Source organism: Agromyces cerinus, assembly GCF_016907835.1.
GTDB classification, from domain to species: Bacteria; Actinomycetota; Actinomycetes; order Actinomycetales; family Microbacteriaceae; genus Agromyces; species Agromyces nitratus.
In genome coordinates this window covers 1,535,419-1,561,305 of sequence record NZ_JAFBCT010000001.1, presented here as the reverse complement: position 1 = coordinate 1,561,305, position 25,887 = coordinate 1,535,419, and the positions used below count along the sequence as shown (strand labels likewise).

At 70.2% G+C, this 25,887-nt stretch carries 22 protein-coding genes; 14 read left to right on the top strand and 8 right to left on the bottom strand.

Features of this window, described 5'->3' with window-relative positions:
- The first annotated feature begins 77 nt into the window (after positions 1-77).
- The 5 genes from JOE59_RS07190 to leuA all read left to right on the top strand — a co-directional run bounded on the left by JOE59_RS07190 (position 78) and on the right by leuA (position 6,203).
- The gene (locus JOE59_RS07190) at positions 78-1,265 is read left to right on the top strand and encodes a sensor histidine kinase (RefSeq protein ID WP_204459553.1); all 1,188 of its coding nucleotides are present in this window, start codon (positions 78-80) and stop codon (positions 1,263-1,265) included.
- Positions 1,262-1,933, top strand: coding sequence for a response regulator (locus JOE59_RS07185; protein ID WP_204459552.1), 672 nt, complete (start codon positions 1,262-1,264; stop codon positions 1,931-1,933). Before JOE59_RS07190 ends, JOE59_RS07185 begins: the two co-directional genes overlap by 4 nt.
- A gap of 108 nt (positions 1,934-2,041) precedes the next feature.
- Positions 2,042-2,803 (top strand): ABC transporter ATP-binding protein, encoded by a 762-nt coding sequence (locus JOE59_RS07180; RefSeq protein WP_204459551.1) that lies wholly within the window; start codon positions 2,042-2,044, stop codon positions 2,801-2,803.
- Complete coding sequence (locus JOE59_RS07175; protein ID WP_204459550.1) at positions 2,803-4,200, top strand: ABC transporter permease; 1,398 nt, start codon at positions 2,803-2,805, stop codon at positions 4,198-4,200. Before JOE59_RS07180 ends, JOE59_RS07175 begins: the two co-directional genes overlap by 1 nt.
- 227 nt (positions 4,201-4,427) lie before the next feature.
- Positions 4,428-6,203, top strand: a complete 1,776-nt coding sequence (gene leuA, locus JOE59_RS07170; protein WP_204459549.1) for a 2-isopropylmalate synthase — start codon at positions 4,428-4,430, stop codon at positions 6,201-6,203.
- Positions 6,204-6,266: 63 nt separating this feature from the next.
- Here the strand turns inward: leuA and JOE59_RS07165 are convergent, their stop codons facing one another.
- Positions 6,267-6,926: a trimeric intracellular cation channel family protein gene (locus JOE59_RS07165; RefSeq protein ID WP_204459548.1), complete on the bottom strand. Its 660-nt coding sequence runs from the start codon at positions 6,924-6,926 to the stop codon at positions 6,267-6,269.
- On the bottom strand, positions 6,923-7,669 hold the full coding sequence (locus JOE59_RS07160) for an SDR family oxidoreductase (protein WP_204459547.1): 747 nt from the start codon (positions 7,667-7,669) through the stop codon (positions 6,923-6,925). The genes JOE59_RS07165 and JOE59_RS07160 overlap by 4 nt, the downstream gene beginning before the upstream one ends.
- An 81-nt stretch (positions 7,670-7,750) precedes the next feature.
- On the opposite strand from JOE59_RS07160, the gene recO reads away from it, so the two are divergent.
- Complete coding sequence (gene recO, locus JOE59_RS07155; RefSeq protein WP_204459546.1) at positions 7,751-8,488, top strand: DNA repair protein RecO; 738 nt, start codon at positions 7,751-7,753, stop codon at positions 8,486-8,488.
- Positions 8,485-9,294, top strand: a complete 810-nt coding sequence (locus JOE59_RS07150) for an isoprenyl transferase (protein WP_204459545.1) — start codon at positions 8,485-8,487, stop codon at positions 9,292-9,294. The genes recO and JOE59_RS07150 overlap by 4 nt, the downstream gene beginning before the upstream one ends.
- 31 nt (positions 9,295-9,325) lie before the next feature.
- Here the strand turns inward: JOE59_RS07150 and JOE59_RS07145 are convergent, their stop codons facing one another.
- From JOE59_RS07145 to JOE59_RS07125, 5 genes are all read right to left on the bottom strand, one after another.
- A complete protein-coding gene (locus JOE59_RS07145) occupies positions 9,326-12,604 on the bottom strand; it encodes a DUF7824 domain-containing protein (protein ID WP_204459544.1) in 3,279 nt (1,092 codons plus the stop codon).
- On the bottom strand, positions 12,601-13,941 hold the full coding sequence (locus JOE59_RS07140) for an SWIM zinc finger family protein (protein ID WP_204459543.1): 1,341 nt from the start codon (positions 13,939-13,941) through the stop codon (positions 12,601-12,603). The genes JOE59_RS07145 and JOE59_RS07140 overlap by 4 nt, the downstream gene beginning before the upstream one ends.
- Before the next feature lie 75 nt (positions 13,942-14,016).
- Positions 14,017-15,729: an ABC1 kinase family protein gene (locus tag JOE59_RS07135; protein ID WP_204459542.1), complete on the bottom strand. Its 1,713-nt coding sequence runs from the start codon at positions 15,727-15,729 to the stop codon at positions 14,017-14,019.
- 50 nt (positions 15,730-15,779) lie between these two features.
- Positions 15,780-16,364 (bottom strand): PadR family transcriptional regulator, encoded by a 585-nt coding sequence (locus JOE59_RS07130; protein WP_204459541.1) that lies wholly within the window; start codon positions 16,362-16,364, stop codon positions 15,780-15,782.
- 45 nt (positions 16,365-16,409) lie between these two features.
- The gene (locus JOE59_RS07125) at positions 16,410-16,979 is read right to left on the bottom strand and encodes a P-loop NTPase family protein (RefSeq protein WP_204459540.1); all 570 of its coding nucleotides are present in this window, start codon (positions 16,977-16,979) and stop codon (positions 16,410-16,412) included.
- 95 nt (positions 16,980-17,074) lie between these two features.
- Here JOE59_RS07125 and JOE59_RS07120 point away from each other — a divergent pair, with 95 nt between their 5' ends.
- Both JOE59_RS07120 and JOE59_RS18950 read left to right on the top strand, forming a co-directional pair.
- A complete protein-coding gene (locus JOE59_RS07120) occupies positions 17,075-17,740 on the top strand; it encodes a DsbA family oxidoreductase (RefSeq protein ID WP_204459539.1) in 666 nt (221 codons plus the stop codon).
- The gene (locus JOE59_RS18950) at positions 17,737-17,859 is read left to right on the top strand and encodes a hypothetical protein (protein WP_268754819.1); all 123 of its coding nucleotides are present in this window, start codon (positions 17,737-17,739) and stop codon (positions 17,857-17,859) included. Before JOE59_RS07120 ends, JOE59_RS18950 begins: the two co-directional genes overlap by 4 nt.
- Positions 17,860-17,960: 101 nt before the next feature.
- Here JOE59_RS18950 and JOE59_RS07115 read toward each other — a convergent pair whose 3' ends face one another.
- Positions 17,961-18,437, bottom strand: coding sequence for an aminoacyl-tRNA deacylase (locus JOE59_RS07115; protein WP_074259192.1), 477 nt, complete (start codon positions 18,435-18,437; stop codon positions 17,961-17,963).
- 91 nt (positions 18,438-18,528) lie between these two features.
- On the opposite strand from JOE59_RS07115, the gene dusB reads away from it, so the two are divergent.
- The 5 genes from dusB (at position 18,529) to JOE59_RS07090 (ending at position 25,886) form a co-directional block, all read left to right on the top strand.
- Complete coding sequence (gene dusB, locus JOE59_RS07110) at positions 18,529-19,686, top strand: tRNA dihydrouridine synthase DusB (protein ID WP_204459538.1); 1,158 nt, start codon at positions 18,529-18,531, stop codon at positions 19,684-19,686.
- Between the two features lie 2 nt (positions 19,687-19,688).
- Complete coding sequence (locus JOE59_RS07105) at positions 19,689-20,945, top strand: deoxyguanosinetriphosphate triphosphohydrolase (protein WP_204459537.1); 1,257 nt, start codon at positions 19,689-19,691, stop codon at positions 20,943-20,945.
- A gap of 55 nt (positions 20,946-21,000) precedes the next feature.
- Positions 21,001-22,875: a DNA primase gene (gene dnaG / locus JOE59_RS07100; protein ID WP_204459536.1), complete on the top strand. Its 1,875-nt coding sequence runs from the start codon at positions 21,001-21,003 to the stop codon at positions 22,873-22,875.
- A gap of 190 nt (positions 22,876-23,065) precedes the next feature.
- Positions 23,066-24,697 (top strand): ABC transporter substrate-binding protein, encoded by a 1,632-nt coding sequence (locus JOE59_RS07095; protein ID WP_204459535.1) that lies wholly within the window; start codon positions 23,066-23,068, stop codon positions 24,695-24,697.
- Positions 24,698-24,794: 97 nt separating this feature from the next.
- Positions 24,795-25,886, top strand: coding sequence for an ABC transporter permease (locus JOE59_RS07090; protein WP_239560136.1), 1,092 nt, complete (start codon positions 24,795-24,797; stop codon positions 25,884-25,886).
- The last annotated feature ends 1 nt before the right edge of the window (position 25,887 follow it).

Here is a 25,887-nt window from a genome sequence, read left to right as displayed (position 1 = left end):
CGTGTACGACTCGAGGATGATTCCGCGCGCCCGCTGAGGTCGGCGGTCGCCCGAGCGCGTACGGTGGATCGGTGCCCATGACCATCAGCCGCGCGAAGCTCACGACCGACATCGTGCTCGCCGTCGTGTTCGGGTTCGTGTGCATGCCGTTCGCCGTGCTCGGCGAGTGGGCCGACATCGTCGCGCTGCTCGCGTTCTCCGCCGCTCTCGCGGTGCGCCGCGCATGGCCCGCCTGGTCGCTCGGACTCGCCTGGGGCGGCGCGCTCGTGCAGATGCTGTGGCTGCGGGACCTGCAGCTGTACGACGTCGCGGTGATCGGGGTGCTGTACTCGACCGCGGCGCACGGCGGTCGAGTCGTCAAGTGGCTGGGCCTCGTCTCGGCCGGCGTCGGCGCGCTGTTCGCGACCGGCTACCTCGCCGTCGCCAAACCGCTCATCGACAATGCCGGGTTCGTCGGTCCGCAGGACACCGTCAGCATGGTCATCCTGACGCTCGTGCTGTTCGTCGCCTCGATCGCGGTGCTCGTGCTCTCCTGGACGGCAGGGCTCCTCGTCCGCTCCGTGCGCGACACCCGTGAGGTGCGTCGCCGTGAGGAGACCGCGAACCGCGAGCGCGAACTCGTCGAGTACCGCTACATCGTCGAGCAGGAGCGCAATCGCATCGCACGAGACATGCACGATGTCGTGGCGCATTCGCTCGCCGTCGTCATCGCGCAGGCCGACGGCGCCCGATTCGCCGCGCCCACCCGGCCCGAAGCAGCCGTCGACGCGCTCGGCACGATCGCCGGCGTCGCTCGCGGCGCGCTCGGCGATGTGCGCCTGCTCCTCGCCGAACTCCGTCATGACGAGGCGGGGGCGCCGCAACCCGTGCTCGACGACCTCGGCGGCCTGCTCGACCAGGTGCGTGCGGCCGGCCTCGACCTCCGCTTCACCGAGACGGGGCAGCGCCTGGCGCTCGGCACCGGTCACCAGATCGCGGTCTACCGCATCGCACAGGAAGGCCTCACGAATGCACTTCGCCATGGCGACGTCAGCGCACCCGTGCACCTCGGGCTGGACTGGGACGCCGACGGCGTCACGGTCTCGCTCGTGAACGCCAGGCGAGCGGATGCCCCTGCGCCCGAGTCCCATGCCTTCCGGCACGGCATCCCGGGCATGCGTGAGCGGGCACAGCTCGCCGGCGGCACGCTGCTCGTTGAGGCCGGCGCAGACGCCATGTTCCGCGTGACCGCGAGGATTCCGGCGCAGACGGGTCGCCCGGCATGAGCGGCATCCGCGTCGCGCTCGTCGATGACCAGGCGCTGTTCCGAGCCGGTGTGCGCATGCTCATCGAGTCGCAGCCCGACCTCGAGGTCGTGGGCGAGGCGAGCGATGGCGGCGCCGCCGTCGAGCTCGCGCGCCGTGAACGACCCGATGTGGTGCTCATGGACGTGCGGATGCCCGTGCAGGACGGCATCGCGGCGACCGAGCAGATCGTCGCCGCCGCCGATCGTGACGGAGTGGCTCCGCCACGCATCGTCGTGCTCACGACCTTCGACCTCGACGAGAACGCGGCGAGGGCCATTCGCGCCGGTGCGAGCGGCTTCGTGCTGAAGGATGCGGACCCCGAGTTCCTGCTCGCGGCGATCCGCACGGTGCACCAGGGCAACCAGGTGATCGCTGCGGCCGCGACGCGCGCGCTCTTCGCCCACGTGGGCCGGGGGAGCGGCCGGCGGCCGGCGCCCGCCGCCTGGTCGGAGCTGACGCCTCGCGAACGCGAGATCTTCGCACTCGCGGCCCGGGGGCTCAGCAACGGCGAGATCGCGGCATCCGAGTTCCTGTCGGAGGCGACGGTCAAGACCCACGTGAGCCGCATCCTCGCCAAGCTCGGGTTGCGCGACCGTGTGCAGCTCGTGGTGTTCGCCTACGAGCACGAGCTGCCGACGGCGCCCTGACCGTCCAGGTGCCTGCTCTCGGGTGATGCCGGGTCATCCTGCAGGATGACGGCGAACCATCCAAGCGCCGGATGCCTCACCCCCGGTGCCGTCCGTAGCGTCGAAGACATGCAGATCCAACCCTCCGACCTCGGCCTGATCGCCCGCGTCGCCGAACTCGGCAAGCGCTACGGAACCGGTGCGAGCACCGTCACCGCACTCGATGACGTCTCCCTCGGCCTCCGCCGCGGCGAGTTCACCGCCATCATGGGCCCATCGGGTTCGGGCAAGTCGACACTCATGCACATCATGGCGGGCCTCGACTCGCCGACGGCCGGCCAGGTGTGGCTCGGCGACACCGACATCACCGAGCTGTCCGACTCCGCACTCACCGTGCTCCGCCGTCGTCGCATCGGCTTCATCTTCCAGTCGTTCAACCTCGTGCCGACGCTCGACGTGCGCGGCAACGTCATGCTGCCGTTCGACCTCGACGGGCGGCGCCCGACGCGCGACGAGCAGGCGTGGATCGACGAGCTCTTCGACACGCTGGGCCTACGGCCCCGCATCGGACACCGCCCGCACGAGCTCTCGGGCGGCCAGCAGCAGCGCGTGGCCATCGCCCGTGCGCTGGCAACCCGGCCCGACCTGGTCTTCGCCGACGAGCCGACCGGCAATCTCGACTCGCGCACCGGGCGCGAGGTGCTCGGCCTCCTCGCCGCGGCGAGCGCGCGCTATGGCCAGTCGATCGCCATGGTCACGCACGACCCCGTCGCCGCGAGCCATGCCGACCGCATCCTCTACCTCGCTGACGGTCGCATCGTGCGCGACTCGGGTCGTTCGAGCGCCGAGGAGATCTCCTCGTTCATGCTCTCGATGGAGGTCGCCGCCTGATGCACACGCGACTGAAGGACCAGTGGCCGACGCTCCTCGTCGCCGCCCTTGCCGGCACCTTCGGGGTCGCGCTGCTGCACATCACCGGGCTGCTCGCCGCTGCGATCGCCGCCGACGACGTGACCGGCGAGAGCACCACGGTCGCGCTGATGCTCGGCATCGTCGCCGTCGTGTTCATCGTGATCGCGGTCTACGTGAGCGCGATCGTCACGGCGAACACCGTCTCGACCGTCGTTGCCGGTCGCACACGGCTCATCGCCCTGCTCCGCCTCATCGGCTCGAGCGCCCGGGCTCAGCGCGCACAGATCGCCCGTGAGGGGCTGCTCGTGGGCCTCATCGGGGCGGCGATCGGCGTCATCGCCGGCACCGCGATCGCCTTCGGCATCGAGCAGCTGGCCGTCGCGAACGACCTCATGCCCGCCACCGACTACGACTACCTGAACGCGATGATCGTGCTGCCGGCGATCGCCGTCGTGATCACCACGTGGCTCGCCTCGTGGGTCGGCTCGCGCCGGGTGCTGCGAGTGCGGCCGATCCAGGCCATCGGCAACGCCAACGAGCAGGACCGCGAGGAGCTCGGCCGTCGTCGTGGGCGCAACATCACCGCCCTCGTGCTGTTCGTCGTGGGCATCGGCCTGCTGGTCGCCGGCGTGGTCTGGGGTCTGACCGAACCGTACGGCGTGCTCGTCGGCATGGTCGGCGGTCTCGTCTCGTTCACGGGCATCGTGCTCGGCGCACACGTCGTGATGCCCCCGGTGCTGCGCATCGTCGGCCGGCTCTTCGGTGCCTCGCCGGCGGCCCGCCTCGCCGCCGAGAACGCCGTGCGCCACCCCGAGCGGAGCTCGCGCATGACCATCGGCCTCGTGATCGGCGTCACCCTCGTGACCACGTTCTCGGTGACGATGGAGTCGTACCGGGCGATGCTCGTCGCCGCGCAACGAGCACAGCCCGAGATGTACGCCGGCATCGACGAGATGCTGAACGTCACCGTCGCGGTCTTCACGGTGCTCATCGGGTTCAGCGCCCTCATCGCCGCGATCGGCATGGTGAACACCCTGTCGCTGAGCGTCATGCAGCGCACGCGCGAGCTCGGCCTGTTGCGCGCGCTCGGCTTCGACCGTCGGCAGCTGCGTCACATGATCGTCGTCGAGAGCGCCGCCCTCACGCTCGCGGCCACCGCCACCGGCATCGTGCTCGGCTTCGGCTACGGCTGGGCGGGTGCGCAGGCACTGCTCGGCGGTGCGCAGGGGGAGCCGACGTTTGTGCTCCCGGGCATTCCGTGGGCGCTGTTCGGCGGTCTGCTCGTGGCCGCGGGCGTCCTGACGCTCGTCGCCTCCATCGCTCCGGCACGGCGCGCGATGCGCGTCTCGCCGGTGGTCGCCCTCGCGGTCGACTAGGGAGTGCCGCCGCGGGGTGCTGAGGGGAACGGAACGAGCGGATGCGTCGGGGGAGGCATCCGCTCGTTCCGTCATGTTTGCGCAGCCGGTCGTCCTCGGTGTTAGCCTTGGCGTGTGCTTCACGGCCTGCTTCTCCTTAGCTGCCGCAGCGAGTCCTAGTCTCAGGCCTCCCTCGCTGCGGAGTTCGTCGTCGGCTGAAACCCATCCGTAAGCGAGAAGAGCACCCCATGCAGAACACCCAGCAGCCGTCGTCGATGCCCGTGCATCGCTACCGCCCGTTCCACGAGCAGATCCGCGTCGACCTGCCCGATCGCACGTGGCCGTCGAAGCGCATCGAGGTCGCACCGCGCTGGTGCGCCGTCGACCTGCGTGACGGCAACCAGGCCCTCATCGACCCGATGAGCCCCGAGCGCAAGCGCATCATGTTCGACCTCCTGGTCAAGATGGGCTACAAGGAGATCGAGGTCGGCTTCCCCTCGGCGAGCCAGACCGACTTCGACTTCGTGCGCAGCCTCATCGAAGGGAACGCGATTCCCGAGGACGTCACCATCCAGGTGCTGACGCAGGCGCGCGACCACCTCATCGAGCGCACCTACGAGTCGATCGCCGGCGCGAAGCAGGCCATCGTGCACCTCTACAACTCGACGAGCATCCTGCAGCGCGAGGTCGTCTTCCGCACCGACCAGCAGGGCATCATCGACATCGCCCTGCACGGTGCGCGCAAGTGCCGTGAGATGGAAGCGACGATTCCGGGCACCACCGTCTACTACGAGTACTCGCCCGAGAGCTACACCGGCACCGAGCTCGAGTTCGCCGTCGACGTCTGCAACCAGGTCATCGAGATCTTCGAGCCGACGCCCGAGCGCAAGGTCATCATCAACCTGCCCGCGACCGTCGAGATGGCCACGCCCAACGTGTACGCCGACTCGATCGAGTGGATGTCGCGGCACCTCGCGCACCGCGAGAACGTCATCCTCTCGCTGCACCCGCACAACGACCGCGGCACCGCGGTTGCCGCCGCCGAGCTCGGCTACCTGGCCGGCGCCGACCGCATCGAAGGCTGCCTCTTCGGCAACGGCGAGCGCACCGGCAACGTCGACCTCGTCGCCCTGGGCATCAACCTGTTCACGCAGGGCATCGACCCGCAGATCGACTTCTCCGACGTCGACGAGGTCAAGCGCACCGTCGAGTACTGCAACCAGCTGCCCGTGCCCGAGCGTCACCCGTGGGCCGGCGACCTCGTCTACACGGCGTTCTCCGGCTCGCACCAGGACGCGATCAAGAAGGGTTTCGAGGCCATGGACGTCGAGGCGGAGCGCCGCGGCGTCGCCCTCGGCGAACTCGAGTGGGCCGTGCCGTATCTGCCCGTCGACCCGCGCGACCTCGGCCGCAGCTACGAGGCCGTCATCCGCGTGAACTCGCAGTCGGGCAAGGGCGGCGTCGCCTACCTGCTGAAGGCCGACCACGCGCTCGACCTGCCGCGCCGCCTCCAGATCGAGTTCTCGGGCGTCGTGCAGGCCAAGACCGACGCCGAGGGCGGCGAGGTCTCGAGCGACGAGATCTGGCGCGTCTTCAACGACGAGTACCTGCCCGCGCCGCAGGAGCGCCCCGATGAGAAGTGGGGCCGGTTCGAACTGCTGTCGCTCCGCACCGAGAGCGCGCTCGACGGCGTCGTCAACGTGCGAGTCGGCCTCCGCGACGGCGACGAGCGCGTCGAGGCCGACGCGTCCGGCAACGGCCCGATCTCGGCGTTCCTCGCCGTCATGGGCGCCGAGGGCGTGTCGGTGCAGCTTCGCGACTACGTCGAGCACACGCTCGCCGCGAGCGGCAACTCGCTGGCCGCTGCCTACGTCGAGCTCGAGGTCGAGGGCCGGGTGCTCTGGGGCGTCGGCATCGACGCCGACATCTCGACGGCATCGCTGAAGGCGGTCGTCTCCGCGGTCAACCGCGCGCTCCGCAGCGCCGTTCCCGCCGACGCCGAGCGCGAGGTCGTCGGGGTCTGATCGAAGTCGGATGCCGCGTGCACGAGGTGTGCACGCGGCATCCGCTGGTTCATGGCATGGGAGTCAGGCGCGACGCCAGACCTTCCAGGAGCCGAGCGCACGTTGCTCGGGAAGGCTCCAGCCGAAGCGCACGGAGCCCAGGCGGATGAGTGTCGTCACGATCACGCACGCACTGCCCGCCACGACGACGTTGACGCCGAGGGCGACGAGTACCACGAGGAGCGCCGCACCGACGGTCGCGGCGATCGCGTAGAGCGAGCCGACGTGCATGAGAGCGATCGGCAGGTTCAGCGCGACATCACGCAGGATCGAGCCGCCGACGGCGGAGAGCACCCCGACGAACACCGCCGGCACGACGGGTGCACCGTAGGCGAGCGCCTTCGTCGTGCCGATCGCGCCGAAGAGGCCGATCGTGACCGCGTCGAGCGCGATGATGAGCCCATTGAGCCGGGTGAACACCCGGAGCAGCAGCATGCCGAGCAGAGCCGCCGCGGTCGCGACGGGGATGTACCAGTTGTCGAAGATCGCCGCGGGCGGCTGATTCAGCAGCACGTCGCGGAGGAGACCACCGCCGAGTCCGACGAGCACGCCGATCAGGGCGACGCCGAGCAGGTCGATGCGGCGCTCGGTGAGGCGGGCGGCGAACATCGCACCCTGGATGGCTCCGATCGCCACTGCGGTGAGGTCGAGCCAGAGCGGGATGACGAAGAGTGCGGAGCTCACGGCACCAGTGAATCACGCGCCGCGAGGAACTGCTCGAAGGTGACGGTCGTGGTCTGCCCGTCGGGCACGAGCGCGCTGCCCGAGCGGAAGGCCCGGAAGGTCGCGCCGGGCAGGCGCAGGGGCATGACCGGGCGATGCGAGCCTCGCGCCGTGCGGTAGGCCTCTGCGAACGAGCGGACCGTGCGCACCTCGGGGCCGCCGATGTCGGGCACGCGTCCCGCCGGCGCGGAGTCGACGAGTTCGACGAGTCGGTCGACGAGCTCGCCCACGTCGATCGGCTGCAGGCTGATCGACGGCGCGACGAGCACGGGGGAGTATCGCTGCGCGTCGAGAAGCGAGGCCACGAATGGGTGGAACTGGGTCGCCCGGAGGATGGTGTGCGGCACGCCCGAGCCGGTCACGACCGCCTCGGTCGCGAGCTTGCCGCGGTAGTACGGGAGCGGATTGCGGTCGATGCCCACGATCGAGAGCAGCACGAGGTGCGGGCGCCGCTCGGGGCCGATCGCATCGACGAGGACTCGGGCGATACCCGAGTCGTCTCGGCTCGTCGTCGCGAGGTGCACGATCGTCTCGACGCCGTCGATCGCTTGCTCGATGCCGTCGCCCGTGGCGAGGTCGCCGGTCACGAGGTCTGGTCCGCTGCGGCGACTCAGCGCCCGCACGCTGTCGCCGCGATCGCGGAGCCGCTCGACGAGCCGGCGCCCAACAGTTCCGGTCGCCCCGGTGACGAGGATCTCTGCCATGCGCCCAGTCAAGCATGTGGGATCGGGGCGCCGCGGCATCCGCTTCGGGCGGTTCGAGGGCCCGGGGTGGGAGAATGAAGGGTGCCCGTGTACCGAGATGAAGCCGTCGTGCTCCGCACCCACAAGTTGGGCGAAGCCGACCGCATCGTCACCCTGCTGACCCGGCAGCACGGCAAGATCCGCGCCGTCGCCAAGGGCGTGCGACGCACGGGCTCGAAGTTCGGGTCGCGGCTCGAGCCGTTCATGGTCGCCGACCTGCAGCTCTACGAGGGCCGGAGCCTCGACGTCGTGACGCAGGCCGAGTCGCTCGGCTCCTACGGCGCCCTCATCACGCAGGACTACTCGGCCTACACCGCCGCGAACGCCATGGTCGAGGCCGCCGACAAGCTCACCGAGGCCGAGGGCTCCCTGCAGCAGTACCTGCTGCTCGTCGGTGCGCTGCGCTCGCTCTCACGGCACGAGCACGGCGCGAGCCTCACCCTCGACTCCTACCTGCTGCGTGCCCTCGCCCTCGCGGGATGGGCGCCGAGCTTCCAGGACTGCGCGCGCTGCGGCAAGGTCGGCGAGCACACGGCGGTCGTCGTGCAGCTCGGCGGCGTCGTCTGCGATGAATGCGCCCCGCCCGGCACGCCGCGCATCGCCGGCTCCACGGTGGCCCTCCTCGGCGCACTGCTCGCCGGCGACTGGGTGTTCGCGAAAGCGTCGAGCGACCGCGACCGCAGCCAGGCCAGCGGCATCATCGCCGCCTACACCCAGTGGCACCTCGAGCGGGGCCTCCGCTCGCTGCCCCACGTATCCAGAGAGACGACCGCCCAGTGAGCCCGAAGCCCTACACCCACCGCGACGCCGTGCCCTACCGGCCGCTCGACTGGACGGGCATCTACCCGCCCGCCCTGCCGAAGGGTGCAGTGCCCGAGCACGTCGCGATCGTCATGGACGGAAACGGCCGGTGGGCCAACCGCCGCGGCCTCACCCGCATCGAAGGGCACAAGGCGGGCGAGATGGCGCTGCTCGACGTCGTCGCAGGGGCCATCCAGGCGGGCGTGAAGCACCTCTCGGTCTACGCGTTCTCGACCGAGAACTGGAAGCGCTCGCCCGAAGAGGTGCGCTTCCTCATGGGCTACAACCGGGACGTGCTGCACCGGCGCCGCGACCAGCTCAACGAGTGGGGCGTGCGCATCCGGTGGGCCGGACGCCGCCCCCGCCTCTGGGCCTCGGTCATCAAGGAGCTGCAGGTCGCGGAGCAGCTGACCGCGGGCAACGACACCCTGACCCTCACGATGTGCGTCAACTACGGAGGGCGCACCGAGATCGCCGACGCCGTGCGATCGATCGCCGACGACGTGGCATCCGGTCGCCTTCGCCCGTCGGCCGTGTCGGAGAAGCTCATCGCGAAGCGGCTCTACGTGCCCGACCTGCCCGACGTCGACCTCTTCGTGCGCAGCTCGGGGGAGCAGCGCACCTCGAACTTCATGCTCTGGCAGTCGGCGTACGCCGAGATGGTGTTCCTCGACACGCTGTGGCCCGACTTCTCGCGCGTCGACCTGTGGCAGGCCATCGAGCTCTATGCCGGTCGCAATCGCCGTTTCGGCGGTGCGATCGACGCGCCGACCGCCGGCAGCTGAGTCGAGCCGACTCCGTCGGTGATCGTTCTCGTCAGCCGAGGCCGAGCTCGGTCACGAGCGACCGCGCCTTGGTGAGCGCTGCGCTCGAGCCCGGCCGTGCTGCGAGGTCCGCCAGCCCCGGCCATGCGGCGTGCTCGGCTGGGATCCGGCCCGCCGATGCGGCGGCACGCAGCACCGGGGCCCGAAGCAGTGCGACGTCGAGGACGCGGTTCAGCCAGGACGGCGGCTTCGGCTGGGCGGCCGCGAATCGGACGGATTCGGTGAGCAGCGGCCACAGCACCGGCAGCGCGCGCATCTCGCGTTCGATCGAGCCCATCATGCGCGCAGGCGTGATGTCGGGCAGCGGCAGCAGCCGTGACGCGGCCAGGCACACCGACTCGGCAGAGAAGCGGCGGCCGGCGACCATCGCGTCGACGCTGTAGCGCGACTCGACGTCGGAGCACAGCGAGGCCAGCACGACCGCGACCATCAGAACGGTCAGGGGCGGTACCGGGCCGTTGCTCATCGGGCCGTCCTTGCCGGCGTTGCGGTCGCGGAACTCCGACGGGATGATCCTGCCCGACGCTTCGTCCCACTGCAGCCAGCGTCGCTCCTCGCCCACGACCGTGTCGGCATCGAGCTGGCCCTCGCGGTCGAGGGCGTACGACCAGGACATGAGCGCCCGGTACCGCACCTCGGGTGCTTCGGCCAGGCTGAACTCGAGCGGCACGAAGCGCTTCGACCCGCGAAGGTGCGATGACGAGGCGAGGCGGATGCCGTCGTCGATGGCGGCCCCCTCACCGTCTCCGGCGGGCCAGATCGCGTCGAGATCGACCGCGGGCTTCGGCGAAGCGACGTCGGAGCCGGAGGCCGCACTCGGTTCGGGGAGTCGCGCAGCGATCGCCTTCGCGGCGGCGACGGCGCGCGAGGAGCCGGGGCGGGCGGCGAGAGCGCGGGTGTGCGGGAGGTCGAGCGTCGTCGGTTCGGCGTTGCCGGCAGCGACGGCGTCCTCGGCGCCGGGCAGCAGGACGCCGATCGCCTCGACCACCTCCGCGGTGCCCGCCGTCATCCGAACAGCTCCGAGCGACGCGCCGACGAAGCCGTCGAGAAGCGGCCAGACGACGGAGCCGAGTCCGGCCTCGCTCAGCTCCAGCGCGACGCGCGCGAGTTGCGCGCCGCTGCCCGAGCTGCCACACCGGAGCAGGCCGAGATCGGCCGTCCCCGGCCGGAGCAGCCCTCGATCCCATGCCTCCAGCACACCCTCGAACATCGCGGTGGCGGCATTCGGATGCGGTGACTGAAGTCCACTGAGCATCCGGGCGGCGAGGCACGGGGTGAGTGGTGCCTTGCGGCGCGCGAGCTGTCGCCACTCGAAGCCGCTGCCGGCTTCGAGTCCATCGCCCGAGTATGCGCCGTCACCCCACGTCGGCAACTCGACCGTCCCGCCCCAGGCGAAACCCGTCGTATCGATTCGGCGCGGGAACGGAGTGAGCGACGCCGGAAGCGCGGTGGCTGCACGGCGCCAGTCGCCATCCTCGTCCTGCACCTGTGCCGGTTCGATCAACGGATCGAGCGCGTACGCGATGGCTGCCGGGCCGGCGGCGATCGTCATCAGCTCGCCGGACTGCAGCACGACGGGCACGTCCAACAGGGCGAGCGCGTCGAGGTGCCGCTGCTCGACGAGCACCAGGTCGAGGCGGAGCAGTGCGAGGAGCAGATCCGCCTCACTCGCTGTGGCGTCGGCATCGCGGTACCTCAGCAGGCGTTCGACGAGATCGTCCGGCGCGATCCGAAGGTCGTCCCACGACGGTGTGGACAGCAGCGTGGGAACCTCGCCGAGCCGTCGGACGACCGAGGCTTCGCGCGCCGGGACCGGACTGAACACCACATCGCGCCGCCACTCGTCGTCGCCGGAGGGCACGAGCCGGTCGAGCATTCGGATGCGAGCGCCGGCGACCCGGTCGGCAGCGGAGCTCACGCCCGCACGCCAGTTCGGCCTCAGCCCGCGCAGCGCGTTGTGCGCTGCGTCGACATCGGTCCGTGCGACAGCGTTCGCGAGCTCAAGGAAGCGGTCGACCTCGAGGTCTTCGGCGCCCTCAGGGCGTGACGCCAGCACCCCCGCGGCCTCGGCGAGCGCGGCAGGTGATGCGACCGGCAGCTGGAAGCGCGGCACGATCCAGACGTCGGGAGTCGGCTGCCACGCTGTCGCTGCGACCTCGGGCTCCGCGACGGGTTCGGAGTCGACGCCCCATCGCTCCTGCAGGGCCAGGGCCGCCTTCGCCAGCGAGCCGTCGCGGCCCGACGCGACCGGCGACAGCGCGAACGAGGCCGTCTCGGCAGCATCACCGGTGAGCGGCTGCGTGCGGCGCAGCGCTGCGTCGAGCACGATCCTGCGTGCGGCCTTGGACTTCGCCGCGAGCGAGAGCGAGAGCACGTCGGCGGCCTGGTACGCGTCACCGTGCTCGATGATCGCGGGCGCGAACGCCGTCACCACCGGGGCCTCCGCGTGACTGAGGGCTCCGAGGAGGGCGTCCGCATGTGCGACGAACTCTGCGTCGGTGAGTGCCAGCGAATCGGTGAGGACGACGGCCCACACCTTGCGGTCTCCAGGCCGCTGCGCGGCGTCGAGCGCCGTGAGCGCGAGCGCCACGGCTTCGTCGCGCTCGACCCACCCCTGTTCGGCGCCCGCGGCGACCACGTCGCCGAACGGTCCGGTCGCCGGAGCCCCGACGGCGACGCCGGTGCGCAGATGGTCGACGAATCGAGAGCGGATCACCTCGGCATCGATCGCGCCGCGACCGACGGGGTACAGCTCAGCCTCCAGACCGAGCGCGACGGCCGCGTACACGGCCCAGTCCTTCAGGTACTCCACGCTCTCGGGCACGGGCAGTGCATGGTGATGCACCAGCCGCACCGCGCGACCGGCGTGCACCGACGTCGCGTGCTCCCATGGGCGCCGGTTGGAGCGACAGGCGCGCGACGTGAAGGCGATGGCGAACTCCGGCCCGCGCGTCGCGAGCACCTCGCTGGCGAGCTGATCGGGGACGGAACCCGGCCCGTCGAGCACGGCCTCCGCGCGTCGTGCGTCCGCACCCACACGGATGGCGAACAGCGCGAGCATCCCGTGGTCGACCTCGCCCACCGTGGACTCGCGGAAGAGACTGTTCCCCTCTTCGACCCAGACGTCCCAGTCGCCGCGTTGCAGGCCGGCGCGGGCTTCGCGCTGCTGCGCATCGGTGCCGACCGGGAGTGCGAGCGCGTCGGTCTGTGCGGCGCCGGCCCAGCCGAGGTCGCTGAACAGCTCGAGCGAGCGCGCGAGGGCGTCGGTCATCGGATCTCCTTCATCATGATCTGTGCGGCGAGCACGTGCTTGCACGGTCCTCGATCTCCACCGCCGGTGAGCTGCCACGTGCAGGTGCAGCGGGCGTCGCCATCGGCCCCGCGCACGCTGTACGTTGCGGGCTCGGTGCGGGTGCCCGAATGCACGAGCCACTCGCCGGGCTCGGTACCCCGTTCCACGAGGCGCTGCGCGACGAGCCGTCGCGCCGCGCTCACGCGCGGGTTGTCCCGCGTGACGCGCTCGGGGTCGTCCAGCAACTCCCGGTGGAAGTGGGCGCGTGCGCGTATGTCCCAGCCCACGCGTCCGGAGGCGGCCAGCACGGCGAGACCCGACTCGACCTGTGCCGTCGTGAGCCCCGACTCGAGGCGCAGCCGCTCGACGTCGATCACCGGTTCGAACGCCAGCAGCGCCGAGACGAGCGCCGCATGCTCGGTGACCTCGGGACTCGCCAGCGCGCTCAGCAACGAGCCCTCGCCCGAGAACCCGCGCCATGGCTCCTTGGTGATCCCGAGCAGCAATCGGGCGTGCTGGAGCTCGACCTCGAATGCCGTGGCGCCCGGCTCACCGTCGGCAGGGCCGTACACGGTGAGCCCGGTCACATGGGGGAGCAGCCGCTTCAGCCCGCTCAGGCGATGGATTCCGTTCACGTGCACTGCGCGGTCGGTGCGACGAGGCGCGATGCGGAATCCTGCAGCAGTCGGTGTGAGCCATCCGGCCGATCCCGTCGCGGTCGTCGCAGGGATCGAGGTGAGCAGTGCGCGTGCGGCCGCCCGGTCGAGCGTGAAGGCGCGAGCGAGTCCACGGTGCAACTCTGCGACATTGCCGAGCGCGGGGATCCACCGATTCGGCATCTCGACCGGCCGCTCCGTCGCCGCGGTCGCAGGGGTGGCCACGGTCAGCCCGTGCCGGCCGACATCGAGATGGAACAGCTCGCCCCTGCCGACCGACGCGAGCGCTTGTCGCGTGGCCATCCCGATGTCGACGTTCGTGGTCCCATGCGCGACCTCACCGCCGTCCAGTCCGGAGCCGAGGAGGTCGAGTCGTGCGTACACGCTGTTGCAGGCTGAGAAGACTTCAGCGCGCAGTCGATCGCCGTGGGCGGTGAGCACCGGGTCGCGTTGAGTGGTGGGCGTGTACTTGAAGTACCGGGTGGCGGTGATGTCGGCGAGCGACAGCAGTCCGCGCGCCAGTACCTGCGGTTCGGTTGCGAACCCGTGGAAGAAGCTCGGACTGGCGACTGTCCCGTCGGGAGTGAGGGCCGGGGCGAGTGCGAGCGCCAGCCGATCGCGAGTCACCGATGACGCCGTCGTGAACCCGCGAACACCCATGCGGACGAGGCTAGCGGAGGCCACCCTCCATTTCGGCCGGGTGTCGTCCGGCCGACAGGCCCGCAGACGGTGGCCTCAGCGGGATCTGCGGCGACCGATCACTCCGGCGAACAACGCGTGCAGGAGCGGCAGCGCCGAAGCGATCATGAGTGTCGTTCCGAGCACGGGGTTCGGCGCGACGAGCATCGCTCCGCCGATGAGCAGCGCGGCGAACAGCACGGCCGACACGACGCGGCGGGCGAGGCCCTCGAGTCGGTCGAGGCGCCGTTCGATGCGTGAGGTGTCGAACGAGAGCCGACCCTCATCGGCCTTCGTGATGAGCGCGTCGACGCGCTGCGGCATCCGCCAGAGCAGGCCCGCGCTCTTCATCGCCTCCGAGGCGAGGTCTCGCGCGATGTCGCCGCGCTCCTCATCGAGGAGCCGTGCGGCGTAGGGCTCGACGGCATCCCACACGTTGAACTCGGGGTCGAGTCCGCTGCACATTCCCGAGGTGAGCGCCATCGAGCGGATCAGCAGCAGCAGGTGCTCGGGCAGCTGGAACGGGAGGGACCGCATGACATCGCCGAATTCCTCGCCGAACTCGCGGAACTCCCGCGGGTCGACGTGTTTCAGCTGGGCGAAGCCCATGCCGCCGAAGCGGGCGAAGAGCTGCGAGAGCGCGCGCTCGAGCTCGCCGGTGTCGGCCGAGGGCATGAGCACCCCGATCTCGCGGGCGGCGTCGATCATCGCCCGACCGTCGCGGGCGGCCACGGCGATGACGAGTGCGCGAAGCCCCGAGCGCAGCTCGGTCGGCACCTCGGCCATCATGCCGAAGTCGACGAAGGTGAGCCGCCACGGCGGAACAGAGCCGTTCGGCCCGTCGCCGTGCACGGTCGTGGGCGGCAACGGCGTGACGAAGATGTTGCCGGGATGCGGGTCGGCATGCACGAATCCGTGCGTGAAGACCTGGTCGAACATGATCTCGGCGAAGACCTGAGCGACGTCGGCGGGCGGGATGCCGGCCGCCTGCAATGCGACGGTGTCGTTGATCTTGATCGCCGTGACGTCCTCGAGGGTCAGCACCCGACGGGTCGTCCGCTCCCACACCACGGCCGGGGCGTACACGCGGTCGTCATCGGCGAACGACTCCGCGAAGCGCTCGGCACTCGCTGCCTCGTGCAGATAGTCGATCTCCTCGAGGCTCGTCTGGGCGAACTCCTCGACGAGGGCAGGGGCATCGACGCGGTCCGACACGATGCGCACCCGCCGCAGCCAACCGGCGACGCGGCGGAGCGCGGCGAGGTCGACGGCGACGATCTGGTCGATGCCGGGGCGCTGCACCTTGACGACGACGTCGTGCAGCCCGGTCTCGGCGGCGTCGCCATCGGAGAGCCGGGCGCGGTGCACCTGCCCGAGCGAGGCCGCCGCCACGGGGGCCTCGTCGAAGCGGTCGAAGACGTGCTCGAGTCGTGCGCCCAGCTCGGCCTCTGCGAGGTCGCGGATCGCGGGGAACGGCACCGGCGGCACTTCGTCCTGCAGGCCCTCGAGCTCCGAGGTGATCTCGGGCGGCAGCACGTCGAGGCGCGACGAGAGGAACTGCCCCACCTTGATCATGAGCCCGCCGAGCTCGACGGCGAGCGTGCGGAAATCCTCCGCGAGTCGACGGATGCGCTGCTCGCGTGTGCGCTCGGCGACGCCCGCGAGGCCCAGTTTCGGCAGCGCGAGCTCGAACCACCAGAGTTGGATCAGTCGCCGGGCCGCGAACGTCAGGATGCGGCGGGAGCGCGCACGACGTGCACCGTCGCTCATCGCGCCATCCGCTCGCCGGTTCCTCGATGGGGAAGCAGGGGCGCCACGTGTCAGCTCTGGGCGAGGATCGAGTACAGCGCGCGGCGGGCGTCGTCGAGCACCGTCACGGCCTGCTTCACCTGGTCGGGGGTTCCGCTCCGGCCGAGCTGCGCCGTTGCGGCGGCGAGGTCGACGGCCGCCTTCGAGAGGGCGCGGTGCTGTTCGGTGCCGTTGGACGACGAGGACTCCCAGGGTGCCGGCCGGTCGGCCGCTGCCTCGACCTCGGCACGGCCGAGGTCGGTGAGCGAGTAGGTCTTGCGACCGCGCAGCTCCTCGGCGACGATGAGCTCCTCATCGGCCAGCAACTGCAGCGTCGGGTAGACCGAGCCGGCGCTCGGCTTCCACATGCCGCCGCTGCGCTCCTCGATCTCCTGGATGATCTGGTAGCCGTGCATCGGCTGCTCGGCGAGCAGGGCGAGCACCGCCGCGCGCACGTCGCCGCGCGCCATCCGCTTCACCCCTGGTCGTGGGTCGAAGGTGGAGCGCAACTGCTCCATCGCCTCCCAGATCGCAGCGCCGGGGCTGCCTGCCCCGAAGCCGCGTTCACCACTGAAACCTGCTCCACCGAATCCGCCTGTCGGGCGTTGACCGTTCATGATGACCTCCCGGTTCACGACTGAGCGATACTCAACGATATATCGCTAGCGTCCTGAATGGAAGGGGTACGTCGTGGCGAGCCAGGCCTCGGCCTCGCGTGGATTCCGCAACAGCACGACCTCGAGGTGCGGGCGCCTGCGCGCGGCGTCGGCGACGAGTTCGCCCCGGCTGCCATGCGTGTTCCACGCCCAGCGGATGATGTGCTCGGGGTCGCTGAAGATCGTGGTCAGTGAAGGCTCGAGGTTGCCGTTCCAGAGCTCCTCGCGCCGCACGCGGCGTCGCACCGTTCGCGCGACGACCTGCCGCATCACGCGCGCCCGCGAGTAGTCGAGGAAGACCAGCACCTGCGCCCGGTCGGCGAGCAGTTCACGCGCCGAGTCGTACTGCCACTCGGTCACCCAGCCCGGCTGGGACGTGAACGCGTCGACGTCGGCGACGAAGCTCGGACGCGGCGTCCAGTCGGGTCCGTGGAAGAGCGCGTCGATCTCCTGGAACGGCAGTCCGGATGCCGCGGCGATCTGCCGCGCGAGCGTCGACTTGCCCGCCCCGCTGGCCCCGGCGACGAGGATGCGGCGCGGTGCGCGGTCGCGCGGGGAATCGGCAGCATGAGGCATCCGTTCACCCTAATCCGGGCCCGGACGCGGCGTCGCGATCGACGAGGGGTGCCCGACGGGGAATACGGAGACCGAATCATCCGTTTGCAGAGTTCGTGAGTGAACCCATCAAGATCGACATCTGGTCCGACATCGCGTGCCCGTGGTGCTACATCGGCAAGCGCCACCTCGAGAGCGGCATCGCCTCGCTCGGAGACGACGCACCCGAGGTCGACATCACGTACCACTCCTTCGAGCTCGCACCCGACACCCCGGTCGACTTCGAGGGCTCCGAGATCGACTTCCTCGCCAAGCACAAGGGCATGCCCGCCGAGCGCGTGCAGCAGATGCTCGAGCACGTGACGGGCGTCGCCGCGACCGCCGGACTCGACTACGACTTCGATGCGCTGCAGCACACCAAGACGCTGAAGGCGCACGAGCTGCTGCACTTCGCCAAGGAGCAGGGCCTGCAGCTCGAGCTCACCGAGCGCCTGCTGCGCGCCTACTTCACCGAGGGCCGTCACGTCGGACGCGTCGACGAGCTCGTCGAGCTCGGCGCCGAGATCGGCCTCGACGCCGACGCTGCGCGCGAAGCGCTCGAGTCGGGCCGGTACGCCGCGGCCGTGCAGGCCGACATCGCCCAGGCGCAGGCCTACGGCATCAACGGCGTTCCGTTCTTCGTCATCGAGGGCAAGTACGGCATCTCGGGCGCGCAGCCCGCAGAGGTCTTCGCCCAGGCGCTCACGCAGATCGCCGACGAGCGCGAGAGCGCCGTCGCGTGAGCGAGGTCGACACTGCGACGACGGATGCCGCGGCTCCCGCGCCCTTCGCGATGATCACGGGCGACCCGTCGGCCATGGTCTGCGAGGGCGACGTCTGCTTCATCCCCCCTGCTGGTTGAGCCTGTCGCCTGGTTGAGCCTGTCTGCTGGTTGAGCCTGTCGAAACCCGGTCTCGACAGGCTCGACCCGCAGCAGCGGGCACGGGGCGCTGAACGCTCGCGCTACTCGGGGTCGGAGATGTCGGCCACCGTCGCGCCGAAGGCGTCGATGAGCCGATCGGCGTCGACGAAGAGGCTGCGGCCGTGCTCGCCGGCACCCATCGAGACGCGTCGACCCGCGATCGAGGCGTCGGCGACGACCGGCCAGGCCGTGGTCGAGCCGAGCGGGGTGATGGTGCCGCGCTCGTAGCCCGTCGCGGCGAGCGCGAGTGATGCGTCGGGCAGCTGCAGCTTGTTCACGCCGACGACCGCGCGCAGCTTCGACCATGAGATCTTGCGGCCACCGGGCACGAGGGCGAAGACGTAGGTGTCGTCGCTGCGCTTGACGACGAGCGACTTGACGATGTCGGCGGGAGTGATGCCCATGAGCGCGGCCGCCTCCTCGAGGCTGTTCGCCGCCGGGCGCTCGATGATCTCGACCTCGAGGCCGCGCGCCGCGGCATCCGCTCGCACCCGATCCGCACCCGTGAGCTCCGACATGTCGTCCTCCCCAGCCTCGTCCTCCGAGAATCCTAGGCGCGCACGGACGAAGCGGGCGAGTGCGCCCCGATCTCTGGGAGAATCGACGGTGATGTCCTCAACCACCACGCTTCCAACGGGCCCGCTCACGATCGGCGGGCTCGAACTCGACGTGCCCGTCGTGCTCGCCCCCATGGCCGGCATCACGAACACGGCCTTCCGTCGCCTCTGCCGCGAATTCGGCGCCGGCCTCTACGTCAGCGAGATGATCACCTCGCGCGCGCTCGTCGAGCGCACCCCCGAGTCGATGCGCCTCATCACGCACCACGAGTCCGAGACGCCGCGCTCGATCCAGCTCTACGGCGTCGACCCGAAGACCGTCTCAGAGGCGGTCACCATGCTCGTGGCCGAAGACCGGGCCGATCACATCGACCTGAACTTCGGATGCCCCGTGCCGAAGGTCACCCGCAAGGGCGGCGGCGCCGCCCTTCCGTGGAAGAGCGGGCTCTTCCGCGACATCGTCGAGGGCGCCGTGCGCGCGGCCGGCGAGATCCCGCTGACCATCAAGATGCGCAAGGGCATCGACGCCGACCACCTCACCTACCTCGAGGCGGGCCGCATCGCCGAGGGCGCCGGCGTCGCTGCGGTCGCGCTGCACGCGCGCACCGCCTCCGAGTTCTACTCGGGCGAGGCCGACTGGTCGGCCATCGCGAGGCTCAAAGAGACGGTCACGAGCGTGCCGGTGCTCGGTAACGGCGACATCTGGTCGGCCGATGACGCGCTGCGCATGGTCGCAGAGACCGGGTGCGACGGGGTCGTCGTCGGGCGCGGATGCCTCGGCCGCCCGTGGCTCTTCGGCGACCTCGCCGCGGCGTTCCGCGGCGAGTCGCAGAGCTTCCACCCGTCGCTCGGGCAGGTCGCGCAGACATTCCGTCGGCACGCCGAGCTCCTCACCGAGTTCTTCGACAGCGAAGAGCGCGGGTGCCGCGACATCCGCAAGCACGTCGCCTGGTACTTCAAGGGCTACCCCGTGGGCGGCGACCTTCGCGCGCGCCTCGCGACCGTCGAGTCGCTCGTGCAGCTCGACGAGCTGCTCGGCACCCTCGACTGGTCGATGCCCTACCCGGGCGAGGGCGCCGAGGGCCCGCGCGGTCGCGCCGGCACTCCGAAGAAGCCGGCGCTGCCCGACGGCTGGCTCGACTCGCAGGAGCTGGCGGGCCACGACCGAGTGACCCTCGTCGACGCCGAACTCGACACGAGCGGCGGCTGACCGTGCGCGAACCACTCTTCGGCGGCTACGAGACCGCCGACACCGAACGCTGGCTCCCCGAAGAGCACTCCTCGCGGCGCAGCGACTTCGCGCGCGACCGTGCCCGGCTGCTGCACTCGAGCGCGCTGCGTCGCCTCGCGGCGAAGACGCAGGTGCTGAGCCCGACTGCCGGCCTCGACTTCGCCCGCAACCGCCTCACGCACTCGCTCGAGGTCGCACAGGTCGGGCGCGAGCTCGCCTCGAGCCTCGGTCTCGACCCCGACGTCGTCGACACCGCGTGCCTCGCGCACGACCTCGGCCACCCGCCCTTCGGCCACAACGGTGAGAAGGCGCTGAACACCTGGGCGGCCGACATCGGCGGCTTCGAGGGCAACGCGCAGACGCTGCGGCTGCTCACGCGACTCGAGCCGAAGGTCTTCGGCCCCGACGGCCGCAGCTACGGCCTGAACCTCACCCGCGCGAGCCTCGACGCGAGCTGCAAGTACCCGTGGCCCGAGGCGACGAGCGTCGCCGATCCATCCGGCCGCGCCAAGTTCGGCTTCTACCAGGGCGACACCGAGGTGTTCCGCTGGCTCCGCGCCGGTGCCCCCGAGCGCCGCCTCTGCATCGAGGCGCAGGTCATGGACCTCAGCGACGACATCGCCTACTCGGTGCACGACTTCGAAGACGCGATCGTCAACGGCTACATCGACGTCGCAGCGCTCGGCGCCCGCGTCGACCACGAGAGCCTCGTCACGTCGATGTACGAGTGGGTCGGCGGCTCGATCACCCACGACGAACTCATCGCCGCATTCGACCGCCTCGACTCCCTCGACGGATGGCTCGACACCTGGAACGGCAGCCGATTCGACCAGGGCCGCCTGAAGAACCTCACGAGCCAGCTCATCGGCCGGTTCGCGCACGCCGCGACCACCGCGACCCGATCGGCGTTCCCGCTCGCGAGCCTCATCCGCTTCGACGCCGACGTCATCGTGCCCCGCGAGATCCAGGCCGAGATCGCGGTGCTGAAGGGCATCGTCGCTGCGTACGTGATGTCGAAGAACACGCGCCAGCCGATCTACCACCAGCAGCGCGAGGTGCTCACGTCGCTCGCCGATGTGCTCCTCGCGGGCGGCGAGCAGCACCTCGACGCCGGCTTCGCCGAAGACTGGCGTGCGGCAGACGACGACCCGGCGCGCAAGCGGGTCGTCGTCGACCAGGTCGCGAGCCTCACCGACCAGTCGGCCCTCGCCTGGTACGAGCGCCTCGTGCAGCAGTGACGACGCGAACCGGCCTCCGGCGCTCGTCGGCGTTCGGCGAACTAGGATGAGAGCCATGGCGGGCCGAATTCGACAGAGCGATGTCGATGAGGTGAAGGCCCGCACGAACATCGCCGACATCGTGGGCGAGCACGTCAGCCTGAAGTCGGCGGGCGTGGGTTCGATGAAGGGCCTCTGCCCCTTCCACGACGAGCGCAGCCCGAGCTTCCATGTGCGACCGGGTCTCGGCTACTACCACTGCTTCGGCTGCGGCGAGTCGGGCGACGCCTACACGTTCCTGCAGCGCATGGACCACGTCTCGTTCACCGAGGCGGTCGAGCGGCTCGCCGGCCGCATCGGCTTCGAACTGCACTACGAAGACGGCGGCCAGGCCTCCGATCACGGCAACCGCGCGAGGCTCCTCGCGGCCAACCAGGCCGCCGCCGAGTTCTTCGTCGAGCGTCTCAGCGCCCCCGACGCCGAGGTCGGCCGCCGGTTCCTCGGCGAGCGCGGCTTCGACGCCGAGGCGGCCCGGCGCTTCGGCGTCGGCTTCGCGCCCAAGAGCTGGGACGCACTGACCGACCACCTCAAGGGTCGAGGGTTCACGACCGAAGAGCTCTCGGCCTCCGGCCTCGTCTCGCAGGGCGACCGCGGCGTCTACGACCGCTTCCGCGGCCGGCTCGTGTGGCCGATCCGCGACGTCACGGGCCAGACCGTCGGCTTCGGTGCGCGACGCCTGCTCGACGACGACAAGGGCCCCAAGTACCTGAACACCCCCGAGACCGCGATCTACCACAAGTCGCAGGTGCTCTACGGGCTCGACCTGGCCAAGCGCGACATCTCGAAGACCCACCGGGTGGTGGTCGTCGAGGGATACACCGACGTCATGGCGTGCCACCTCGCCGGGGTCACGACCGCGATCGCCACGTGCGGCACCTCGTTCGGCGTCGACCACATCAAGGTGCTGCGCCGCGTGCTCGGCGATGCCTCGGGCGTCGGCGAGGTCGTCTTCACCTTCGACGGCGACGCGGCCGGCCAGCAGGCGGCGATCCGCGCGTTCGGCGAAGAGCAGCGCTTCGCCGCGCAGACGTTCGTGGCCGTCGCCCCCGACGGGCTCGACCCGTGCGACCTGCGCCTCGCGCGCGGCGACGCCGCCGTGCGCACCCTCATCGAGTCGCGCACTCCGATGTTCGAGTTCGTCATCAAGCACACGCTGGCCCGCTACGACCTCGAGACGGTCGAGGGCCGGGTGGCCGCGCTCCGAGCGGCGGCGCCCGTCGTCGCCGACATCCGCGATCCCGCGCTGCGGCCCGGGTACACCCGAGAGCTGGCCCGCATGCTGGGCGTCGAGCTCGGCGAGGTCACGCGCGCGGTGCGCTCGGCGGCGAGCCGGCCGAAGTCGGGGGAGTCGGGCGACGGCCGGCCCGCGGCATCCGGCACCGCAGGCGCCACCGAGGCGGCGGATGTCCCCGAGCGCCCGTTCTCCATCACCCAGTTGCCGAACGACCCCGCGACCCGCCTCGAGCGCGATGCCCTCCAGGCGATGGTGCAGCACCCCGACACCGTCGGTGCCGACCTGCTCCGCCACGCGGTCGACTGCCGGTTCGGCAACCCCTCGCTCACGGTGATCCGCGACGGCATCGCCTCGGTGCTGGCCTCCTCCGACCCGCAGGTGCGCGTCGACCGGGTCATCGCCGAGGTGCCGGCGCCATTCGCCAGCCTCGTTCAGCAGCTCGCCGTCGCACCGATGCCGCATCGCAGCGAGGCCGAGCTCACGGTCTACGTGCAGGGCGTGGTGGGAGCGCTCGTCGATCGCGAACTGCTGCGCCAGAAGTCCGAGCTGCTCGGGCGCCTGCAGCGCACCGACCGCACCGACGTCGCCGCCTATGCGGCACTGCAGCGTGCCCTCGTCGAGATCGAGACCGAGCGCCGCGCGCTCAGGGCCGACTGAGGACCATCCGCACGAAGGTGCCCGCCGACGCGCATCCGTTGCGTCCAATGTTGCAGATCGGTAAACATTCGGCCGTGGAGCCGTCACTCCAAGCACCATTCCGAGGCCGTGTGCTACGTCTTGGGGATACGAAAACGCGTCTGCGCGCAGCGCAGCGCGATTCAGTCCTGACAGGAAGAGGTAGACGGATATGACATCCGCATCCAAGAACGGGCGGCGCAGCCTCGTCGCAGTGGCCGGTCTCTCGGCCGCAGCCCTCGCTTTGGCCGGCTGCGCCGCGGGCGGCGGGGGCGACGACGCTTCCGGCAGCTCGATCACCATCGGCACGACCGACAAGGTGACCACGCTCGACCCGGCCGGCTCGTACGACAACGGCTCGCTCGCCGTGCAGACGCAGGTCTTCCCGTACCTGCTGAACACCGACTACCAGAGCACCGAGGTCGTTCCCGACCTCGCCGAGTCGGCCGAGTTCACCTCGCCGACCGAGTACACGGTCAAGCTTCCCGCGGGCCTGAAGTGGGCGAACGGCAACGACCTCACCGCCGACGACGTGAAGTTCTCGTTCGACCGCCAGGTCGCGATCGCCGACCCCAACGGCGCCTCGAGCCTGCTCTACAACCTCGACAGCACCGAGGTCGTCGACGACACCACGGTCGTCTTCCACCTCAAGGCCGAGAACGACCAGGTCTTCCCGCTCATCCTCACGAGCTTCCCGGGCGCCATCGTCGATGACGAGGTCTTCGCCGCCGACGCGCTGACGCCCGACGACGAGATCGTCGCGGCGAACGCCTTCGCGGGCCCGTATACGATCACGAGCTACGACTTCAACACGCTCATCTCGTTCAAGAAGAACCCCGAATACAAGGGCCTTCTCGCCGAGGCGAAGACCGACACGGTCAACCTGAAGTACTACGCCGAGTCGTCGAACCTGAAGCTCGACGTGCAGGAGGGCGGCATCGACGTCGCCTACCGCAGCCTCTCCGCGACCGACATCGACGACCTCAAGGGCAACGACAAGGTCAACGTCGTCGAGGGTCCCGGCGGCGAGATCCGCTACATCGTCTTCAACTTCGACACGCAGCCGTACGGCGCGAAGACGCCCGAGGCCGACCCGGCCAAAGCGCTCGCGGTGCGTCAGGCCGTCGCCGACCTCATCGACCGCGATGAGCTCGCCGACCAGGTCTACAAGGGCACCTACACGCCGCTGTACTCCTACGTACCGGCCGGCATCGCCGGCGCGGTCGAGCCGCTCGTCGAGATGTACGGCGACGGCGAGGGCGCGCCCGACGCCGACAAGGCCGCCGAGCGCCTCACGGCTGCCGGCGTGACCACGCCGGTCGAGCTGAACCTGCAGTACTCGAACGACCACTACGGCCCCTCGTCGGCCGACGAGTACGCACTCATCAAGGACCAGCTCGAGTCGACCGGCCTGTTCACGGTGAACCTGCAGACCACCGAGTGGGTGCAGTACTCCGAAGACCGCACCTCCGACGTGTACCCGGCCTACCAGCTGGGTTGGTTCCCCGACTACTCGGACGCCGACAACTACGTCACGCCGTTCTTCCTGATCGAGAACTTCCTCGGGAACCACTACGTGAACCAGGAAGTCAACGACCTGATCATCAAGCAGGCCTCCGAGCCCGACCCCGCAACCCGCACCGCCGACATCGAGGCGATCCAGGAGAAGGTGGCGGCCGACCTGTCGACCGTGCCGTACCTGCAGGGCGCACAGGTCGCCGTGACGGGCACCGATGTGGAGGGCACCGACCAGACGCTCGACGCTTCGTTCAAGTTCCGCTACGCGGCGCTGTCGAAGGGCTGAGCCGGCTGAACGGCTAGAGTCACTTCTACGCAAAGAACGGATGGCCCGCTCTCCCGAGCGGGCCATCCGCATTCGAGCCTCACCCGATTGGCGAACATTGACCTCAACGACGACGGCGCCCGCCAGTAGCGCGTCCCCCGCAAAACGGAGACCACCGAAGTCCTCCGGTGGCGGCCTCGGCCGCTACATCATCGTGCGGGCCCTTCTCATCATCCCGACGGTGTTCATCCTCGTCACCCTCGTCTTCGTGCTCATGCGCTCGACCGGTGACCCGATCACCGCGAAGCTGGGCGGCCAGCTCCCGGCCGACCAGCTCGCCGAGCGCATCCACGCCGCCGGCTACGACCGCCCGATCTTCGTGCAGTACCTCGAGTACCTCGGACAGATCGCCACGGGCAACTTCGGCACCACGCTGACCGACAACCGCCCGGTCACCGAAATCCTCGTCACCTACGGCGCTGCGACCCTCGAGCTGGCGTTCTACGCGCTCCTCGTCGCCTTCGTCGTGGGCATCCCGTTCGGCCTGATCGCCGCGTACTTCCGCGACAAGGGCCAGGATGCCTCGCTGCGCGTGTTCGCCATCCTGTGCTACGCCACTCCGGTCTTCTTCGCCGGCCTGCTGCTGAAGCTCATCTTCTCGGTGTGGCTCGGGTGGCTGCCGGTCGCCGGTCGAGCCTCGGTCAGTGCGCAGCTCCAGATGGAGCTGCTGCCGAACAAGACGGGCCTCTACACGATCGACGCGATCATGACGGGGAATCCGGCGGTGCTCGGCGACGTGCTCGCTCACGCGGTGCTGCCCGCCATCGCACTCGGCCTGCTCACCGCCGGCGTGTTCCTCCGGCTCGTGCGCACCAACGTCATCGGCACGCTCTCGACCGATTACGTCGATGCCGCGCGATCTCGCGGCGTGAGCGAGTACCGTCTCGTGCGCAAGCACGCGTACCGCCCCGCGCTCATCCCCATCATCACGGTCATCGGCCTGCAGATCGCGCTGCTCCTCGGCGGCGCGGTGCTCACCGAGACGACCTTCGAGTGGAAGGGGCTCGGGTTCATGCTCTCCGAGTACCTCCAGGCGCGCGACTTCGTCGCGGTGCAGGGCATCGTCGCCCTGCTCGCCGTGATCGTGGCGCTCACCAACTTCATCGTCGACATCATCGCGGCGCTCATCGACCCGAGGGTGAGGTACTGAC

Bases quoted from the DNA above. Each gene is read 5' to 3' on its own strand.
- JOE59_RS07190 (WP_204459553.1), top strand. From the start codon at position 78: ATGACCATCAGCCGCGCGAAGCTCACGACCGACATCGTGCTCGCCGTC.
- JOE59_RS07185 (WP_204459552.1), top strand. From the start codon at position 1,262: ATGAGCGGCATCCGCGTCGCGCTCGTCGATGACCAGGCGCTGTTCCGA.
- JOE59_RS07180 (WP_204459551.1), top strand. From the start codon at position 2,042: ATGCAGATCCAACCCTCCGACCTCGGCCTGATCGCCCGCGTCGCCGAA.
- JOE59_RS07175 (WP_204459550.1), top strand. From the start codon at position 2,803: ATGCACACGCGACTGAAGGACCAGTGGCCGACGCTCCTCGTCGCCGCC.
- leuA (WP_204459549.1), top strand. From the start codon at position 4,428: ATGCAGAACACCCAGCAGCCGTCGTCGATGCCCGTGCATCGCTACCGC.
- JOE59_RS07160 (WP_204459547.1), bottom strand. From the start codon at position 7,669: ATGGCAGAGATCCTCGTCACCGGGGCGACCGGAACTGTTGGGCGCCGG.
- JOE59_RS07145 (WP_204459544.1), bottom strand. From the start codon at position 12,604: ATGACCGACGCCCTCGCGCGCTCGCTCGAGCTGTTCAGCGACCTCGGC.
- JOE59_RS07140 (WP_204459543.1), bottom strand. From the start codon at position 13,941: ATGGGTGTTCGCGGGTTCACGACGGCGTCATCGGTGACTCGCGATCGG.
- JOE59_RS07135 (WP_204459542.1), bottom strand. From the start codon at position 15,729: ATGAGCGACGGTGCACGTCGTGCGCGCTCCCGCCGCATCCTGACGTTC.
- JOE59_RS07130 (WP_204459541.1), bottom strand. From the start codon at position 16,364: ATGAACGGTCAACGCCCGACAGGCGGATTCGGTGGAGCAGGTTTCAGT.
- JOE59_RS07125 (WP_204459540.1), bottom strand. From the start codon at position 16,979: ATGCCTCATGCTGCCGATTCCCCGCGCGACCGCGCACCGCGCCGCATC.
- JOE59_RS07115 (WP_074259192.1), bottom strand. From the start codon at position 18,437: ATGTCGGAGCTCACGGGTGCGGATCGGGTGCGAGCGGATGCCGCGGCG.
- dusB (WP_204459538.1), top strand. From the start codon at position 18,529: ATGTCCTCAACCACCACGCTTCCAACGGGCCCGCTCACGATCGGCGGG.
- dnaG (WP_204459536.1), top strand. From the start codon at position 21,001: ATGGCGGGCCGAATTCGACAGAGCGATGTCGATGAGGTGAAGGCCCGC.
- JOE59_RS07095 (WP_204459535.1), top strand. From the start codon at position 23,066: ATGACATCCGCATCCAAGAACGGGCGGCGCAGCCTCGTCGCAGTGGCC.